Source organism: Arenibaculum pallidiluteum (genome assembly GCF_017355985.1).
GTDB classification, from domain to species: Bacteria; Pseudomonadota; Alphaproteobacteria; order Azospirillales; family Azospirillaceae; genus Arenibaculum; species Arenibaculum pallidiluteum.
This window is the reverse complement of the sequence record NZ_JAFIQU010000011.1, coordinates 26,077-38,850: the sequence shown is the minus strand read 5'-3', so window position 1 is coordinate 38,850 and position 12,774 is coordinate 26,077. Positions and strand designations below refer to the sequence as shown.

Sequence of the window (12,774 nt, the reverse complement as noted above, 5' to 3'; positions counted from 1 at the left end):
ATGGATGCGCCGGACGCCGATCTCACCGCCTGCGACCGGGAGCCTATCCACATTCCCGGGACGATCCAGCCGCACGGCGTCCTGCTCGCCTTCGACGGCCCCCAACCCGTCCTGACACGGGCGAGCGCGAATCTCGGCACCATCCTGACAGGCACCGACCGGATTCCCTTCGGCCGCGGCCTGGACGAGGTGCTGGACGGCGACCGCTGGCGGCCGATGCGCGACACGCTCGCCCGGCTTCGGCGCCAGTCGCTGGACCGTCCGCACCATCTGGGGCTGGTCAACTTGCGCAACGCCGAGTACCAGGCGATCGCCCACAGGACGGGCGAAACCCTGGTGCTGGAACTGGAGCGCATGCCGCCGCTCGCGATCCCGGCCGAGGAGATCTACGGCCTAGTGCGCGACGGGGCGGAACGGCTCCAGGCCGCGAAGGGCATCGATGCCCTGTGCGCGCAGGCCGCCGTCGAATTCCGCCGCCTCACCGGCTTCGACCGCGTGCTGGTCTACCGCTTCGACGAGTCCTGGCACGGCAAGGTCGTGGCCGAGGACAGGAACGAGCGCCTGCCCTCCTATCTCGACCTGCGCTTTCCCGCCTCCGACATTCCCCAGCAGGCGCGGGAACTCTACCGCCTGAACCGGATCCGGCTGATCCCTGATGCGACCTACGACCCGGTGCCGATCCTCGTGGATGGGGAGGGCCGGGGCCCGCTCGACCTCAGCTTCGCGGTGCTTCGAAGCGTCTCTCCGGTCCACCTCGAATATATGCGGAACATGGGGACCCCGGCCTCCATGTCGGTGTCCGTGGTTGTCGAGGGGCGGCTCTGGGCACTGATCTCGTGCCACCACGCCGAGCCCCTGCGGGTGCCCTTCGCGGTGCGCCTCGCCTGCGACTTCCTGGGCCAGATGCTGGCGACCCATCTCGCCGCCCAGATCCATGCGAGCCAGGCCGCCACCCGCACGCGCCTTCAGGCCGTCCAGGCGCGGCTGCTGACCGAGATGGCGGCTGCTGACCCCTTCATCGAAGGCCTGGTGCAGGTGCCCGACGACCTACTGAGGCTGACGGGCTCGCAGGGCGCCGCCGTCGTCGAGGGCGGGCACTGCCGCCTGATCGGCAAGACTCCTGGGGAGGCCGCGGTGCTGGCCATCACCGCCCGCCTGGCGACGGCGGAGGACGAGATCTTCCACACCGACCACATGGCGGGCACCTTTCCGGAGGCCGAGTCCTGGCGGGCGGAGGCCGCGGGGCTGCTGGCGATCAGGATCTCGAAGCTGCACGCAAGCTTCGTCCTCTGGTTCCGCCCCGAGGTCATCGAGACCGTGCGCTGGGGCGGCGACCCGCACAAGCGGGTCCAGGGTGATTCGACCGCCCGCGTCCACCCGCGCAAGAGCTTCGAGACCTGGAAGGAGATCGTGCATCTCCGCTCGGCGCCATGGCGCGACGCCGAGATCGAGGCCGCGGAGACGCTGCGCAATGCGATCGTCGGCATCGTGCTGCGCAAGGCCGAGGAGCTGGCCATGCTCACCGAGGAGCTGGAGCGCTCGAACAAGGAGCTGGAGGCCTTCTCCTATTCCGTGTCCCACGACCTGCGCGCGCCGTTCCGGCACATCGTCGGCTACACCGAGCTCCTGAAGGAGCACGAGGCCACCAAGCTCAGCGACAAGGGCCGCCGCTACATCGACGTGATCCTGGACAGCGCCCGGTCGGCGGGACTTCTGGTCGACAGCCTGCTAGGGTTCTCGCGGATGGGACGTGCCCAGCTGGCGCGGATCGAGGTCCCGATGCGCTCGCTGGTGGACGATGCCATCCGCACGCTGGAGCCCGACACCGTCGGGCGCGACATCCGGTGGGAGTTCGGGCCGCTTCCGTCGGTGACCTGCGACCCGAACATGCTGCGCTTGGCTTGGCAGAACCTGCTGTCCAACGCCATCAAGTACACCCGGAACCGCGAGCCTGCGATGATCGAGGTCGGCGCATTTCCGCAGGGACAGGAGCACGTCTTCTTCGTCCGCGACAATGGGGTCGGCTTCGACATGGCTTATGCCGGGAAGCTCTTCGGCGTCTTCCAGCGACTGCACCGCTCCGAGGACTTCGAGGGCATCGGCATCGGGCTTGCCAATGTTCGCCGCATCGCCGAGCGTCATGGTGGAAGATCCTGGGCCGAGGGCGCTCCGGACCAGGGCGCCACATTCTACTTCTCCCTTCCTGCCTCGTCCGTTCAGGGATAATCGCCGTGGCCGAACTGAAGCCGATCCTCCTCGTCGAGGACAATCCGAAAGATGTCGAGCTGACGCTCGAAGCGCTCGCCAAGAGTCAGCTCGCGAACGACGTCGTGATCGCGCGAGATGGAGTCGAGGCGCTGGATTACCTGGAGAAATGCTGCGCCGGCAAGGATCGGCCGGAGCTTCCGGCAGTCGTCCTGCTCGACCTGAAGCTGCCGAAGGTGGACGGCATCGAGGTGCTGGAGAGGGTCAAGCGGGACCCCCGCACCCGGCAGATGCCCGTCGTGATGCTGACCTCCTCGCGGGAGGAGAGCGACCTCGTCCGCAGCTATCAGCTCGGCGTCAACGCCTTCGTCGTGAAGCCCATGGGCTTCGCCGAGTTCTTCCAGGTCATCCAGGAGCTCGGCGTCTTCTGGGCGATCATCAACGAGCCGCCGCCCAACAGCAGGAAGCCGCAGCGCTGAAGGCGGGCCGCCCCGGGACGGAGGGGTGGCCGCGCGGAGGGACGACGGCATGAGGACCTTCTCCGACCATCTCGCCCATTACGCCGCGTGCCACCGCGACCCTCGCAACCGCATGACCCACTATGTCGGCGTGCCGGCCATCATCTTCGCGGCCATGGTGCTTCTGAGCCTTGCGCCGCTGAGGGGGCTCGGCGCCGATGCGACGCTGGCGCAGGTCGTGACGGTGGCGGCGCTGGCATACTACCTCCTGCAGGACCTGGCGCTCGGCCTGGCGCTGACCGTCGTCTTCGGATTGCTGCTCTGGGCTGCCGGCGCGGTCGCCGCACTGGGCACAGGCATTGCGGTGGCGGTCTTCGCCGTGGCCTTCGTGGGAGGCTGGGCGGTCCAGCTCCTCGGCCACCATTACGAGGGCAACCGCCCCGCCCTGCTGACAAGCCTGTTCCAGATCCTCGTCTCTCCTGTCTTCCTGATGGCGGAGGTCTTCTTCGCGCTCGGGCTCAAGGGCGACCTCGCCCGCGACATAGCCGCCCGAAACGCCGGGCGTCGCGGCTGAGGCTGGGCCACCACGGGCCGCGCGGACCGGCACGCCGCCCTGCCCCCGTCAGCCCCCGGCACGGCGGCGAGCGGGCGTGCAGCGCCGGGCAAGCGCCAGCCCGGTGACGGCCAGGGCCATGGCGTTGGCGGCATGAAGCGACTGCACGGCGCCGCTTCCGGCCTCGCGTCCGGCGATCAGCCAGACGAACTGCATGGCATAGAGGCCGAGCAGGGCCAGGGCCAGGCTCCGGAAGCGGCGGAGGCCGGGGACCACCGTGGCCGCCACCGCGAGCGCCAGGACGGGAAGCGCGATCGTGCCGCCGACCGCCCTGTGCGCGTCCCACGCCGCCGCGTCCGAGAAGACCGCCAGCCCGACGAGGAAGAGCTGCAGCGCGATCAGGACGGGAACGACGGCCGCCAGGACGGCGAAGGCGATCGACAGCGGGACGCGGATGCGGTCCCCGGATCGTTCGGAATGCATCGGGTGCCCTCCGTGGCGGGTGATGCCGGAAGCGGACGTCGTCACGCCGCCGCTGCCTTCTCCTGCGGAAGGCATCCGAGCCCTTCCAGCGTCGTCCGCACAGCAAGGTCGAGGGGCGTGTGCGGCTCCTCGCCGAGCACCGCCAGCAGGCGGTCATTGTCCATGCGCACGGGCATCGTCCAGAGATAGCGCATCTCGCGGAGCTCCCTGAACAGCGGAACGAACGGCGCGGCGAGGCCGAGCAGGCCCCATGACAAGGAGCGCAGGCGCGGCTCCACCGGTTGCACCGCCCGGCGGATCGCAGCGATCATCTCCGTGCCGTCGTGGTCCCAGTGGCCTGCCATGTGGAAGCTGGCGAAGGGGTCGAGCGCGTCGCCGAGATCCGCCAGCCGCGCCATGGTTTCAGCCACGTCCGGAAGATACGCCCACTGATGCCCGGTGCCGGGCCGGCCGGGATAGCTGATCGTGGCGACCGGGCCGCCCGGCTTGACCATGCCCTGCGAGAACCAGCTGTTGCCGGCCCTTGGGCCGAAGAAGTCGCCGGCCCGCACGATCAGCGTGCGGACGCCCGTATCGGCCGCCGCACGGAGCCGGCGCTCCATCTCGGCCCGGATGGCGCCCTTGCGGGTGACCGGGTTCTGAGGGGCGTCCTCGGCGATTACCGGGAACGCGTCGGGTCCATAGTTGTAGACCGTGCCGGGCAGCAGGATCCGGGCGCTGGAGGCGCGTGCGGCGGCGATGCTGTTCTCCAGCATAGGCAGGACCAGCTCGCCCCAGTTCCTATAGCCCGGCGGATTGACCGCATGGACGATCAGCGATGTGCCGCGCGCCGCGCTGGCGACATCCCCGGCGCGCATGGCGTCGCCCTTGATCCAGTCGATGCCCGGCTCGTAGCGACCGGCCCCTGCTCCCCCGCGATGCAGCGCCTTTACGGTCCAGCCGTGGGCCCGCAGGCGGCGTGCGGTCTCGCCGCCGATGCCGCCCGTCGCGCCGAGCACCAGCGCGGTTCGTTCGCCAGTCATCTTCCCTCTCCTTTGCTTCGTGCCGTCGAGAGGAAGATCGCCTGCACCCCGCCATAACGGAATTGGCGAAAGACGTGCCGCCACAATACGGAAATGTATGGACGCGGACGGCCCTGCGCGCGCGCTACGACCGAAACAGAGTTTTTTCGGCTCGACATCGTCATGCAACGCGAACCGCTCAAAGTCCCCGTCAAGAAGAGGGACTGCGATGACGAAGCTCCAGCCGGACCGAGTTCAGCTCAAGCACTTCGACGTGATCCGGAGATCCTGCCGGATGCTTTCCGGCGGGCAAGGCCCTGCAGCCTCATCGGAACAGCACACGGGCGAGCGCCCGGCCGGTACCCGCAGGCACGAGAACGCCACCTCGAAGTACCGCCAGCGGTCTCCGTAGCCCGGGCACAGCCCCGCCACGGGATCCTCCGGATCCCTTGGAGCGCCCCTCGGAGATCTTCCACTCCAACTCCTGTCCATCCCGCCGTGGCGCGCGTCGAGCCGACCGCCCCGGAGCGGCGGCTCCATTGGGAAGCCAAGCATGCTGCACTCAACGGCCCTGGTCACACGCCGCACGGCCCGGCTCGTCCTGGACGTCCTCAGGAGCGAGGGCGTCACGCACGTATTCGGCAATCCCGGATCCACCGAGATGCCGCTGATGGACGCGCTGGTCGACTGCCCAGACATCACCTACGTCCTCGGGCTCCAGGAGGCGACGGCGGTCGGCATGGCCGACGGCTACGCGATGGCGACCGGGCGCCCCTCCTTCGTGAACCTGCACACCGCGGGCGGCCTCGGCAACGCCATGGGCGTCCTCTTCTCCTCCGCGACCACCCGGACCCCGATGGTCGTCACGGCGGGGCAGCAGGACACCCGGCATCTCTTCCGCGATCCCTGGCTGTCCGGGGACCTGGTTTCGATGGCCCGGCCCGTCACCAAATGGGCGGCCGAGATCAAGCGGGCCGAGGATGTTCCCGCAGCCCTAAGGCGGGCCTTCGCGATCGCCCGCACCCCGCCGATGGGTCCCGTCTTCCTGTCGCTTCCCATGGACGTCCTGGACCAGGAGATCGAGGTCCCGGAGAACGGTCGGCCGATCCCCGAGACGCGCGACCGGCGCACCGCCGACGTCGGCGCGGTGGCCGAGCTGCTGTCGACGCGCGATGCCGCCCGGGTCGCGGTGGTCCTCGGCACCGACCTCGCCGAGGACGTCGCAGCAGGCGTCCTCGCACTCACCCACACGGCCGGCTACGCGGTCTACGGCACGCAGCTCGCCTCCCGGACGGCCTATTCCAGCAGCGATCCCTGCTGGCAGGGCTTCCTGAAGCCCGACTTCGCCATGATCCGGAGGACGCTCGCGCTTTACGACACGGTCCTGCTCATGGGAAGCCGCGCGTTCATCGCCTATCCCTACAGGAACGCGGAGCCCCTGAGCGGCGGGACCACCTTCATCCATTTCGCCGACAACGACGCGGCGATCGGAGCCGAGGTTCCCGCGGACCTGTCGGTCGTCGGGGACCTGAGGACCACGCTGGTCGCCCTGTCCCGCGCGCTTGCGCCCAGGATCGACCGGTTCGCCGTGGCGGAACGGCTGGAGACGCTCCGGAAGGCCTCGGCCGAACGGGCCGCGGCGGCGCGGGCGGCCATACTCCAGGACCGGTCGCTTCCGCTGACCCCCGATGCCGCCATCCTCGCGGTGATCGACAGCCTGCCCGCCGACACCCTGATCGTGAACGAGTCGGCGGCGACGTTCGGCCGCGTCCAGGACGTCATGCCGATTTCCCCGGGGCGCCACTTCTTCTCGAGCGGCGGCGTTCTCGGCTGCGGGATGCCCTTCGCGGTCGGAGCGGCCCTGGCTGGCGACGGGCAGGTCGCCTGCCTCACCGGCGACGGCGCCACGCTCTACTCGCCCCAGGCGCTCTGGTCGGCCGCCCATCACGGAAGGCGGATCATGTTCTTCGTCTTCAACAATACCCGGTACGAAATCCTGATGCGCGTTGCGCGGGACCTCGGCTATCGGAACGCCACAGCCGGCCGCTTCGTCGGAATGGACCTCAGCGACCCCATCGTGGACTTCCAGCGCCTCGCGCGGAGCTTCGGTGTGCCTGCGTACCGCGCCGGGACCGCCGAGGACATCGCCACGGTCGTCGCCGAGGCCTCCTTGCTCGCCGGGCCGAGCTTGATCGAGATCCCGATCAGATAGGGCCGGGCGGCCTCACCGGCAGGCCTCGCGCATCGCGGCATAGGCGGCGGCGGATCCCTCGAGGTCGTAGGTGTCGGTGGTGAGGGTCCCGCGCGCCGAGGTGCCCTTCACCACCATCCGGGATCCCGCGCGGACGGCGCGGACGATCCGGCGGTCCAGTCCGTCCGTCGCGGCCCAGGCGGTGTCGCCGTCGGTAATCAGCCTGAACGTGGCGCCGTCGATGGTCAGCGTCGCCTGACTGCCGCGACGGTAGGGATAGCCCGCGAGCACGCTGACCTCGTCACCGCCCCTCTCGCCGGGACGATAGGCCACGTAGAAGACGACCCGGTCGCGGCGCGTGTACTTCCCTTCGCTGCGCAGGGGAAGACCGCCCATGTAGCAGACCCGTCCGGCCCCGCTCCCGCTCGCGAAGACGGTCCAACGGCCGAAGCTGCCGACGGCGGACGGCTTGGCCGAGAGGGGAGCTGCGGACGCGATCCATGCGACGCAGGCCCATGCGGCGCAGACCATGACGGCCGGGCGGAAGATTCGAGCCATGGGGCTTCTCCCATTATGACGGGCCGCCGAGGCGGCCGGCACGGATGGAATCCCGCCCGGAACGCACCGTGCACGGTACGGCGGCGCGGGAGCGGCGGCGGTTCCCCGAGGTAAAGAAGGCAGGCTAGCGGATTCAGTCGAAGCGGTTGAAGGATCCGAAGCCCTGGAAGGGGGTGCTGCTGGCTCCCGCCCCCGTATCCGGCGCATTCGGCGCAGGGCCGGCGCCGTCATGGCGGGGGACGGGATCGAGGCCGCCTGCATCGGGATCCGCACCTGGGCGGATGCTGTCGGCGGGGGAAGCGTTCTCGGCGATCATGATTCGGGTCTCCTGGCTTCGCCTGGTCAGGAGGGCGCGACAACCTCTATGGCTGCGGATCGGTCGAAGGGCCTGGCGGGCCCCTCTTCACGCCCGGGTTCGATGCGCGTCGGCAGCGCCAGTCCTCATTACGAAAAGGAGGTACGGATTGGGAACCCCTGCCGGCCGTTCCAGGGGCGTTTGTCACAGCGCGCCGGCCGCGCAGCCGGCCCCGCAGCCAAGACATTGCGGGCGCGACATTTCGGTGGCCTGACGGCCCCGGACCGGAGCGCGGCGCATCGGTTAACCATCCGCTTACCATGCCGCGCCAGTGTTTCCGCGACCGGCGCCGCGCCATGGCGGCGCCATCAGCGGACCCATCATGCAGAACATCCGGACATCACCAGCGACGGGCGGGCTCGCCCGCCTCTACCGCGGCCTGTGGACCCACGCCGGCTCCGACCGCCCCCTGGTCGTGCTGTTCATGGCCATGCAGATCGGCGCCGTCCTGGTCAAGCTGGCAATCCCCTACTTCTCGGCCGAGGCCATGAACGCGCTGCAGCGGTCCGGCGCCGACGGGCTGCGCGAGGCCGGCAGCTACCTGGCGCTGACCTTCGCGGCGGCGCTGGTCTCCTGGATGCTGCACGGACCGGCCCGGGTGATCGAGCGCTTCGTGGCGGTGCGGGTCCGCGGCCGCTTCACCGATGCCGTATACGCCAAGCTGACCAGCCTGCCCATGGGCTGGCATGCCCGCCGCCATTCCGGCGAGACGATCCAGCGCGTCTCCAAGGCCGCCGCCGCCCTGTTCGGGTTCTCGCAGACGCAGTTCATCTACCTGCAGAACGCGGTGAACCTGATCGGGCCGATCGTTGCGCTTTGCATCGTCTCGGCGCTGACCGGCGCGGTGGCGGTCGTGGGCTATCTCGCGATCGTCCTCGTGCTGCTGCGCTTCGATCGCGTGATGATCGAGCTCGCCAGGGCCGAGAACCGGGCCGAGCGGCGGTTCCTCGCCACGCTGGTCGACTGCCTGGGCAACATCTCCACGGTGCTGACCCTGCGCCTTCAGGAGCCGACGCGCCGCCTGGTCAACACGCGCCTCGCCGAGGTCTTCGCGCCGCTGCGCCGAAGCGTGGTCGTGAACGAGGCTAAGTGGTGCGCGGTCGACCTGCTGAACAACGCGATCCGCTGCGGCCTCGTGGCGCTCTACGGCTGGCTCGCCTGGCGCGAGGGCGGCGCCGTGATGCTGGGAACGGCCCTGCTCGTGCACCAGTACGCCCAGCAGGCGGGCGCGGTGATCGGCACCATGGCGACCCACTACCAGGAGCTCGTGCGGTTCCAGACCGACTTCGGCGAGGCCGAGGGCATCGTGCGCGAGGCGGAGTCCCGTCCGCCAGCCCCGGTCGGCGAGGACTGGCGTGAGATCCGCATCGACGGGCTGAGCTTCGGTTATCCCGGCGGACCCGCCGGCCATGGCGGGGGCCTCGCCGGGGTAGGGCTGACGCTGACCCGCGGGCGCCGGATCGCCCTGATCGGCGAGAGCGGGTCGGGCAAGAGCACGGTGATGCGGCTTCTTGCGGGGCTGTACCAGCCGGACCGGGCAGAGTTCCGCGTGGACGGCGTGCTCCGCCCCGAGCTGCCCCATCTCGGCGCCGTCGCGACGCTGATCCCGCAGGAGCCCGAGATCTTCGAGAGCACGCTGGGGCACAACGTGACGCTCGGCCTCGACTACGACGAGGCCGACGTGGCCCGCGCCGTGGCGCTGGCCGAGCTAGGGCCGGTGCTGGCGCGCCTGCCCGCGGGCCTCGACACCGCCATCGAGGAGCGCGGCGCCAACCTCTCGGGCGGGCAGCGCCAGCGGCTGGCGCTGGCGCGCGGGATCCTGGCGGCCCGCGGCTCGGGCCTGATCATGCTGGACGAGCCCACCAGCAGCCTGGACCCGGCGACCGAGGCGCGGCTGTACGACGCGGTGCTGGCCGAGTTCCCCGATGCCTGCGTCGTCAGCTCGGTCCACCGCCTGCACCTGCTGGACCGCTTCGACATGGTCGTCCTGATGGCCGAGGGCCGGGTCGTCGACCAGGGCTCGGTGGACGAGCTGCTGCAGCGCCAGCCCGGCTTCCGGATGCTCTGGCAGGCCCAGCTCGGCCGGCCGTCCCTGGCTGCCTGATCCGACCGGTCCGAGCGGGCCGGCCCGACCCCGCGCGCGTGCGGCCTGCAAAATTGTGGCTGCCGCCGCGCCCCCCGGCGTGTCTATGCTGCGCGCCCGAGGAAACGACGGGGTTCGAGGGTAAGCCGATGGCCTTGCTGGACGAGAGCGCGTCGGGCGTCTACGTGATCGCGGTGACGCCCTTCCGCGATGACGGGTCGCTCGACCTGGAGAGCACCGACCGCATGGTCGATTTCTACCTGGAGCGGGGCGTCACCGGCATTACGGTGCTGGGCGTCATGGGCGAGGCGCCCAAGCTGACCGCCGCCGAATCGCGCCTGTTCGTGCGGCGCGTCCTTGCGCGGCTCGACGGGCGCATCCCCTGCGTCGTCGGCGTGAGCAGCCCAGGCCTCGCGAGCATGCGCGAGCTGGCCTCGGCGGTGATGGAGGACGGCGCGGCCGGGGTGATGGTGGCCCCGCCCTCGACGCTCCGCACCGACGACCAGATCTTCGGCTATTTCGAGAACGTGGCGGAGACGCTGGGCCCGAAGATCCCCTTCGTGCTCCAGGATTTCCCGCTGACGACCAGCGTTCAGATCGCGCCCGCCACCCTGGTGCGGATCATCAAGGCGCTCCCGAGCTGCGTGATGGTCAAGCACGAGGACTGGCCCGGCCTCGCCAAGATCTCGGCGCTGCGCGCCGCCAGCGAGCAGGGCGGCATGCGCCGCGTCAGCATCCTGGTCGGCAACGGCGGCATCTTCCTTCCCGAGGAGATGGGCCGCGGCGCCGACGGCGCCATGACGGGCTTCGCCTTCCCCGAGATGATGGTCGGCGTGGTCGAGGCCTTTGGGCGCGGCGATGTCGAGCGTGCCCACGACTTCTTCGATGCCTACCTGCCCCTGGCCCGCTACGAGCAGCAGCTCGGCGCCGGCCTCGCCGTGCGGAAATACGTGCTCGCGAAGCGCGGGGCCATCGCCTCTGCGGCCCAGCGCAAGCCCGGCGGCAAGCTCTCGCCCGCCGACATCGCGGAGGTCGAGCGCCTGCTCGCCCGCCAGGAGAAGCGCCTGAAGGAGATCGGCTGATGGATCTGGGACTGACGAACCGCCGCGCCCTGGTTCTGGGCGCGAGCAAGGGCCTTGGGGCCGCCATCGCGCGCACCCTCGCCACCGAGGGCGCCACGGTGATCGCCGCGGCGCGCAGCGAGGATACGACCCGCGCCTGGATCTCGGAGCTGCCGGCCGAGGTGCGGGGGCGCGTCTCTGCCGCCCGCCTGGACCTCGCGGACCGCGCCTCGGTCGACGCGCTGGCCGACGCGGTGCTGGCCCAGGGCGGCGTCGACGTGCTGGTGAACAACTCGGGCGGGCCGCCGCCGGGCACCGCCCGAGAGGCCACGGCCGAGCAGTGGCTCCAGAACTTCCAGGCCATGGCCGCGCACATCTTCCACCTGACGGGTCGCCTGCTGCCGCCCATGCTGGAGCGCGGCTGGGGCCGGATCGTCACGATCGGCTCCTCGGGCATCGAGCAGCCGATCCCGAATCTCGCCCTGTCCAACGGCATCCGCACCGCCGTCCTCGGCTGGTCCAAGACCCTGTCGGCCGAGGTGGCGGACCGCGGCGTGACCGTGAACATGGTGCTGCCGGGACGCATCCAAACCGACCGGGTGGTCCAGCTCGACACCAACGCGGCCAACCGGACCGGCAAGTCGGTCGAGGAGGTCGCCGCCGCCGCCCGCGCGCAGATCCCCGTAGGACGCTACGGCACCCCGCAGGAGTTCGCCGACGTCGTCGTCTTCCTGGCCAGCGAGCGCGCAGCCTACGTCACCGGGTCCAAGATCCGGATCGACGGCGGCCAGACGCGCTCGCTCTGAGGGCGGGCCCTTGAGCGCAAGGCCCACCCGGACCTGCCTGATCGCGCAGCCGATCCATCCCGCGGGCGAGCGCCGCCTGGCCGATGCCGGGATCACGGTGCTGCGCGCGCCCGATCCGCGCGCCGAGACCCTGCTGGGCCTCGTCGGCCAGGCGGACGCCGCCATCACCCGCAACGCCGGCATGGCGGGCGCGGTGATGGAGGCGGCACCCGGCCTGTGCGTGATCGCCAACCACGGGGTCGGCGTCGACCGGCTGGACGTCGCGGCCGCGACCCGGCTCGGGATCCCGGTGTGCAACACGCCGGGCGCCAACACCGTATCGGTGGCCGAGCACGCCATCGCCCTGATGCTGGCGCTCGCCAAACAGATCGTGCCGGGCGACGCGGCGGCCCGGCGCGGCGATTTCGACATCCGCTACCGTGCCCGCTTCACCGAGCTCGCGGGCAAGCGGCTCGGCATCGTCGGCTTCGGAATGATCGGCCAGGCCACCGCGCGGATCGCGGGAGCTGGGCTCGGAATGGCCATCGACGTCTACAGCCCCTCGGCCGACCCGCTGCGGGTCGCGGCGCTGGGCGGGCGGAAGCTCGATTCGCTGGACGAGCTGCTGGCCGAGTCGGACGTCGTCTCGCTGCATCTCCCCTCGCGGCCGGAGACCCGCGGCCTGATCGGCCGGCGCGCCCTGTCCCTGATGAAGCCCTCGGCCCTGCTGGTGAACACCGGCCGGGGCGAGGCCGTCGACGAGACGGCCCTGGCCGAGGCGCTGGCCGAGCGCCGGATCGCCGGGGCCGCCCTGGACGTCTTCGTGCAGGAGCCGCTGCCCGAGGGGCATCCCTTCCGGGGCCTCGACACGATCCTCCTGAGCCCCCACACCGCCAGCAGCACCGAGGAATGCCTGGAGCGCATGGCGCTGACCGTGGCCGACCAGGTGATCCGGACGCTGGCCGGGATGGAGCCGCCGCACCTGCTGAACCCGGAAATCTGGGGGACGCGGCGCTTACCGTCCCGGTAACCGTTGATGGG

Annotated in this window: 12 protein-coding genes; 8 read left to right on the top strand and 4 right to left on the bottom strand. The window is 70.6% G+C overall.

From position 1 onward, the window contains the following. From JUB13_RS20080 to JUB13_RS20070, 3 genes are read left to right on the top strand one after another with little or no spacing between them, the layout of a single operon-like run. Nucleotides 1-2,226, top strand: coding sequence for an ATP-binding protein (locus JUB13_RS20080; protein ID WP_207482281.1), 2,226 nt, complete (start codon nucleotides 1-3; stop codon nucleotides 2,224-2,226). 5 nt (nucleotides 2,227-2,231) lie between these two features. Then, nucleotides 2,232-2,684, top strand: a complete 453-nt coding sequence (locus JUB13_RS20075) for a response regulator (RefSeq protein WP_207482076.1) — start codon at nucleotides 2,232-2,234, stop codon at nucleotides 2,682-2,684. Between the two features lie 49 nt (nucleotides 2,685-2,733). Then, nucleotides 2,734-3,237 carry an Mpo1 family 2-hydroxy fatty acid dioxygenase gene (locus JUB13_RS20070; protein WP_207482074.1) on the top strand — a complete coding sequence of 168 codons (504 nt, stop codon included), beginning with the start codon at nucleotides 2,734-2,736 and terminating at the stop codon, nucleotides 3,235-3,237. A gap of 48 nt (nucleotides 3,238-3,285) precedes the next feature. Here JUB13_RS20070 and JUB13_RS20065 read toward each other — a convergent pair whose 3' ends face one another. After that, the gene (locus JUB13_RS20065) at nucleotides 3,286-3,699 is read right to left on the bottom strand and encodes a DUF6220 domain-containing protein (RefSeq protein WP_207482072.1); all 414 of its coding nucleotides are present in this window, start codon (nucleotides 3,697-3,699) and stop codon (nucleotides 3,286-3,288) included. Nucleotides 3,700-3,740: 41 nt separating this feature from the next. Next, the gene (locus JUB13_RS20060; RefSeq protein ID WP_207482070.1) at nucleotides 3,741-4,721 is read right to left on the bottom strand and encodes an NAD-dependent epimerase/dehydratase family protein; all 981 of its coding nucleotides are present in this window, start codon (nucleotides 4,719-4,721) and stop codon (nucleotides 3,741-3,743) included. Between the two features lie 532 nt (nucleotides 4,722-5,253). On the opposite strand from JUB13_RS20060, the gene JUB13_RS20055 reads away from it, so the two are divergent. After that, a complete protein-coding gene (locus tag JUB13_RS20055; protein ID WP_207482068.1) occupies nucleotides 5,254-6,912 on the top strand; it encodes a thiamine pyrophosphate-binding protein in 1,659 nt (552 codons plus the stop codon). A gap of 12 nt (nucleotides 6,913-6,924) precedes the next feature. On the opposite strand, the gene JUB13_RS20050 is transcribed toward JUB13_RS20055, so the two are convergent. Beyond that, nucleotides 6,925-7,449, bottom strand: coding sequence for an invasion associated locus B family protein (locus JUB13_RS20050; protein ID WP_207482066.1), 525 nt, complete (start codon nucleotides 7,447-7,449; stop codon nucleotides 6,925-6,927). Between the two features lie 133 nt (nucleotides 7,450-7,582). Beyond that, the gene (locus tag JUB13_RS20045) at nucleotides 7,583-7,765 is read right to left on the bottom strand and encodes a hypothetical protein (protein WP_207482064.1); all 183 of its coding nucleotides are present in this window, start codon (nucleotides 7,763-7,765) and stop codon (nucleotides 7,583-7,585) included. Between the two features lie 361 nt (nucleotides 7,766-8,126). Here JUB13_RS20045 and JUB13_RS20040 point away from each other — a divergent pair, with 361 nt between their 5' ends. From JUB13_RS20040 to JUB13_RS20025, 4 genes are all read left to right on the top strand, one after another. Further along, the gene (locus tag JUB13_RS20040) at nucleotides 8,127-9,908 is read left to right on the top strand and encodes an ABC transporter ATP-binding protein (protein WP_207482062.1); all 1,782 of its coding nucleotides are present in this window, start codon (nucleotides 8,127-8,129) and stop codon (nucleotides 9,906-9,908) included. A 128-nt stretch (nucleotides 9,909-10,036) separates the two neighbouring features. Further along, complete coding sequence (locus tag JUB13_RS20035; protein WP_207482060.1) at nucleotides 10,037-10,969, top strand: dihydrodipicolinate synthase family protein; 933 nt, start codon at nucleotides 10,037-10,039, stop codon at nucleotides 10,967-10,969. Next, a complete protein-coding gene (locus tag JUB13_RS20030) occupies nucleotides 10,969-11,754 on the top strand; it encodes an SDR family oxidoreductase (RefSeq protein WP_207482058.1) in 786 nt (261 codons plus the stop codon). Before JUB13_RS20035 ends, JUB13_RS20030 begins: the two co-directional genes overlap by 1 nt. Nucleotides 11,755-11,764: 10 nt before the next feature. Then, nucleotides 11,765-12,763, top strand: a complete 999-nt coding sequence (locus JUB13_RS20025; RefSeq protein ID WP_207482056.1) for a hydroxyacid dehydrogenase — start codon at nucleotides 11,765-11,767, stop codon at nucleotides 12,761-12,763. Nucleotides 12,764-12,774 lie beyond the last annotated feature (11 nt).

Bases quoted from the DNA above. Each gene is read 5' to 3' on its own strand.
- JUB13_RS20080 (WP_207482281.1), top strand. From the start codon at position 1: ATGGATGCGCCGGACGCCGATCTCACCGCCTGCGACCGGGAGCCTATC.
- JUB13_RS20070 (WP_207482074.1), top strand. From the start codon at position 2,734: ATGAGGACCTTCTCCGACCATCTCGCCCATTACGCCGCGTGCCACCGC.
- JUB13_RS20065 (WP_207482072.1), bottom strand. From the start codon at position 3,699: ATGCATTCCGAACGATCCGGGGACCGCATCCGCGTCCCGCTGTCGATC.
- JUB13_RS20060 (WP_207482070.1), bottom strand. From the start codon at position 4,721: ATGACTGGCGAACGAACCGCGCTGGTGCTCGGCGCGACGGGCGGCATC.
- JUB13_RS20055 (WP_207482068.1), top strand. From the start codon at position 5,254: ATGCTGCACTCAACGGCCCTGGTCACACGCCGCACGGCCCGGCTCGTC.
- JUB13_RS20050 (WP_207482066.1), bottom strand. From the start codon at position 7,449: ATGGCTCGAATCTTCCGCCCGGCCGTCATGGTCTGCGCCGCATGGGCC.
- JUB13_RS20045 (WP_207482064.1), bottom strand. From the start codon at position 7,765: ATGATCGCCGAGAACGCTTCCCCCGCCGACAGCATCCGCCCAGGTGCG.
- JUB13_RS20040 (WP_207482062.1), top strand. From the start codon at position 8,127: ATGCAGAACATCCGGACATCACCAGCGACGGGCGGGCTCGCCCGCCTC.
- JUB13_RS20035 (WP_207482060.1), top strand. From the start codon at position 10,037: ATGGCCTTGCTGGACGAGAGCGCGTCGGGCGTCTACGTGATCGCGGTG.
- JUB13_RS20030 (WP_207482058.1), top strand. From the start codon at position 10,969: ATGGATCTGGGACTGACGAACCGCCGCGCCCTGGTTCTGGGCGCGAGC.